At 68.7% G+C, this 3,526-nt stretch carries 3 protein-coding genes; 2 read left to right on the plus strand and 1 reads right to left on the minus strand.

The features are described 5' to 3' along the window. On the minus strand, positions 1-1,000 hold a 1,000-nt coding region (locus HY68_RS02990), incomplete at its 3' end, for a LacI family DNA-binding transcriptional regulator (protein WP_198533197.1). Positions 1,001-1,153: 153 nt separating this feature from the next. Between HY68_RS02990 and HY68_RS02995 the strand changes: the two genes are divergently transcribed. After that, positions 1,154-2,482: an extracellular solute-binding protein gene (locus tag HY68_RS02995; RefSeq protein WP_041984104.1), complete on the plus strand. Its 1,329-nt coding sequence runs from the start codon at positions 1,154-1,156 to the stop codon at positions 2,480-2,482. A 97-nt stretch (positions 2,483-2,579) separates the two neighbouring features. Continuing rightward, on the plus strand, positions 2,580-3,404 hold the full coding sequence (locus tag HY68_RS03000; RefSeq protein ID WP_078863876.1) for a sugar ABC transporter permease: 825 nt from the start codon (positions 2,580-2,582) through the stop codon (positions 3,402-3,404). Positions 3,405-3,526: the final 122 nt, after the last annotated feature.

Genomic DNA, 3,526 nt, shown 5'->3' on the forward strand with positions numbered 1-3,526 from the left:
GCGGCGCGCAGGACTCGCGCACGACGAGCCGCGTGGGCAGCCGCAGCCGGCGCTGCGACGGCTCACGCCCGGCCAAAACCTCCAGCAGCATCTCCACCGCCCGCTGCCCCATCAGCTGCAACGGCTGCTCGATGGTGGTCAGTCCGGGCCGCACCATCGTGCTCTCCGGCACGTTGTCGAAGCCGATGACCGACAGGTCGTCCGGGACCGTCATCCCGAGGGTGAGCGCCACCTCCATGGTGGAGATCGCCGACAGGTCGTTGGCCGCGAAGATCGCCGTCGGCCGCTCGGGCAGTTCGAGCAACTGCCGCGCCGCCTCGGTCGATTCGCTCTCCTCGTACCCCGCCGCCCGCACCAGCTCCGGGTCGAACGCGATACCGGCGGCCTCCAGCGCCGCGCGGTAGCCGTACTCCCGCTGCTTGCCCGACTCCAGGTCGCGCGGCGGCCTGCCGAGGAAACCGATCCTGCGGTGGCCGAGCGCCAGCAGATGCTCCACCGCCAGCTGCGCGCCACGGAAGTTGTCGGCGTCCACCGTCGGCACCGCGTCGCCCCCGACATGCGGGTCGACGGCGACGACCGGCGAGCCGATCCCCTCGGCCGAGACCGTCGGCGTCACCAGCACGGCCCCGTCGATCAAGGTCCCCGACAGCCGTGAGAGATAGCGGCGCTCCCACCCGATGTGGCCGCCGCCCTCACCGCCCGTCGAGTACACGACCAGCTCGTACCCGGTGCCCTTGATCGCGCGCGCCGCGCCCTTGAGCAGTTCGGCGCTGTACGGCTCGATGGCCCAGACCAGCACGCCGACCACATTCGTGCGGTGGTTGCGCAGGCTGCGCGCCACCAGGCTCGACTCGTAGCCGAGCTGCTCGATGACCGCGCGCACCCGCTCCACCGTGCTCACCGCCACCCCGTGACGTTCGTTCAGCACTTTGGAGACGGTCGCCACCGAGACTCCGGCTTGCGAGGCGACGTCGCGGATGGTCACACGATGAGTGGTCACGGACCAGATCCTACCGCCAGCGAAAACGATTTCGATAACGTTATCGATAACGATTGACAGACCCGAAGCAGCCCTGCACGATGGCCGAAAATCAAAGCTGGATCAGAGCTGCCCCGGGCCCGTTGACGTGACCGGGGCAGAGAGGCGGACAGCATGACGGGATCGGTCACCTCACGCAGAACTGTGCTCGCGGGACTCGCGGCCCTGGTCGGCGGTACGGCGGTGGGCTGCGGCACCTCGGGGCCCAGCACCGGCGCTTCCGGCGGCGGCGGCAAGGGCAGCGCCTCCGTGTGGATCATCAGCGGGGTCACCGAGAAGGCGTTCCAGAACTCGTTCGACTCCTGGAACAGCGCCCACTCGGACCAGCGGATCGGCGTCCAGTCCTTCGCCAACGACCCCTACAAGCAGAAGATCCGCACCGCCGTCGGGGCCGGCCAGTCCCCCACCCTGATCTACGGCTGGGGCGGCGGCGTCCTCAACTCGTACGTCCAGGCGGGCTCGGTCGACGACCTCAGCGACCTCGCGGCCGACCCGCAGCTCAAGGGCCGGTTCCTGCCCTCGATCGCCAAGGCGGGCACGGTCGGCGGCAAGACGTACGCGCTGCCGAACAACGGCGTGAAGCCGGTGATGGTCTATTACAACAAGGACCTGTTCGCCAAGATCGGCGCCCAGCCGCCCGCGAGCTGGGGCGAACTGATGGCGCTGGTGCCGAAGTTCAAGAAGGCCGGGATAGCCCCCTTCACCGTCAGCGGACAGGCCAAGTGGCCGCTGCTGCCGTGGCTTTCCTATCTGATGGACCGCATCGGCGGCCCCGGCGTGCTGAACGACATCCTCGCGAACAAGCCGGACGCGTGGTCCAACCCGGCCGTCACCCAGGCCAACGAGATGATCCAGCAGCTGGTGAAGGCCGACGGCTTCGTCAAGGGCTTCGCCTCGATCTCCACCGACAGCGGCGCCGACATCGCGCTGCTGTACACGGGCAAGGCGGCGATGAGCCTCGGGCTGCCGGCCACGTACCAGACCATCCAGACGGCCGACCCGAAGTTCATCAGCGACGGCAAGCTCGGCTACTTCCCGTTCCCGACCGTCGAGGGCGGCAAGGGCGATCCGGCCAACGTGGCGGGCAACCCGTCCAACTTCTGGTCGATCTCGGCGTCGGCGAGCGCGGCCGAGAAGGCCGCAGCGCGCGCCTACATCAAGAGCGATCTGCTCAACGCCCAGTACGCGGCGGACCTGTTGTCCGTCGGCAATGTGCCGCCCGTGGCGAATCTGGACGCACAGCTCGCCAAGGCGAGCGACCCGGAGTACTTCAAGGCGATCTACGAACTCGCCTCCAAGGCACCGAACTTCGCACTCTCCCTGGACCAGGCGCTGAGCCCGCAGCAGGGCGACTCCGTACTGACGGCGCTCCAGCAGATCTTCCTGGGCGAGATCAGCCCCAAGAAATTCGCGTCCACCATGAACGCGACCATTTCCGCCTGAAGGCGAGTTCGACGTGTCTGTCCTCCCTACCGACAACCCGGCGGCCCGTCGCCGCGGTTCGGGCGCGAGCGGGCTGTTCGCCGTACCGGCCCTGCTGATGTTCGTCGTGTTCGCCCTGGTGCCGCTGGCCGGCGCCGTGGTGCTCAGCTTCACGCACTGGGACGGCCTCGGCGCCATCACCTGGCAGGGGCTGAGCAACTGGACCCGGGTCCTGCACGACCCGCTCACCGGCAACGCCCTGCTGCTGACCGTGAAGATCATGGTGGTCTCGTGGGTGGTGCAGACCCCCATCAGCCTGCTGCTCGGGGTCTTCACCGCCGGCACCCAGCGCTACCGCGCCGTGCTCGCCGCGCTCTACTTCGTACCGCTGCTGCTGTCGTCGGCGGCCGTGGCCATCGCGTTCAAGGCGCTGCTCGACCCGAACTTCGGGATCGGCGGCGCACCGGGGCTGCACGCCCTGGCGCAGAACTGGCTGGGCGATCCCGACCTGGTGCTGTACGTGGTGATCTTCGTGATCGCCTGGCAGTTCGTACCGTTCCACACGCTGCTCTACCAGGCGGCCGTGCGGCAGATCCCGGACTCCCTGTACGAGGCGGCGACGATCGACGGGGCCGGCCGGCTCCAGCAGTTCTGGTACATCACGCTGCCGCAGCTGCGTAACACCGTCATCACCTCGTCGACGCTGATGATCACCGGCTCGCTGACCTATTTCGACGTGGTCTTCGTGCTGACGGCGGGCGGTCCCGGCAACTCCACCCGGCTGCTGCCGGTCGACATGTATCTGACCGGCTTCCAGGCCAACGACATGGGCGACGCCAGTGTCCTCGCCGTGATCCTCGTCGTCATCGGGCTCGCCCTGGCCTTCGTACTGACCAGGTTCTCCGGCTTCAGCCGGATGCGCAGTGAACAGGAAGGTCTCTGATGGCGACGACGACCACGGTCCGGGAGCCCGCGGCGCGGACAGGACCGGACGGCCCGGCACCGCGGCCACGGCGCGGCCGCACGCCGCGCGCGCTGCGCAGGCGGCCCAACGTACTGGCGGGG

Source organism: Streptomyces sp. AcH 505 (genome assembly GCF_000818175.1).
In the GTDB taxonomy this organism is placed as follows: domain Bacteria; phylum Actinomycetota; class Actinomycetes; order Streptomycetales; family Streptomycetaceae; genus Streptomyces.

What these genes read in the sequence shown, in the direction of transcription:
- HY68_RS02995 (WP_041984104.1), top strand. Translation starts at nt 1,154, where the DNA reads ATGACGGGATCGGTCACCTCACGCAGAACTGTGCTCGCGGGACTCGCG.
- HY68_RS03000 (WP_078863876.1), top strand. Translation starts at nt 2,580, where the DNA reads ATGTTCGTCGTGTTCGCCCTGGTGCCGCTGGCCGGCGCCGTGGTGCTC.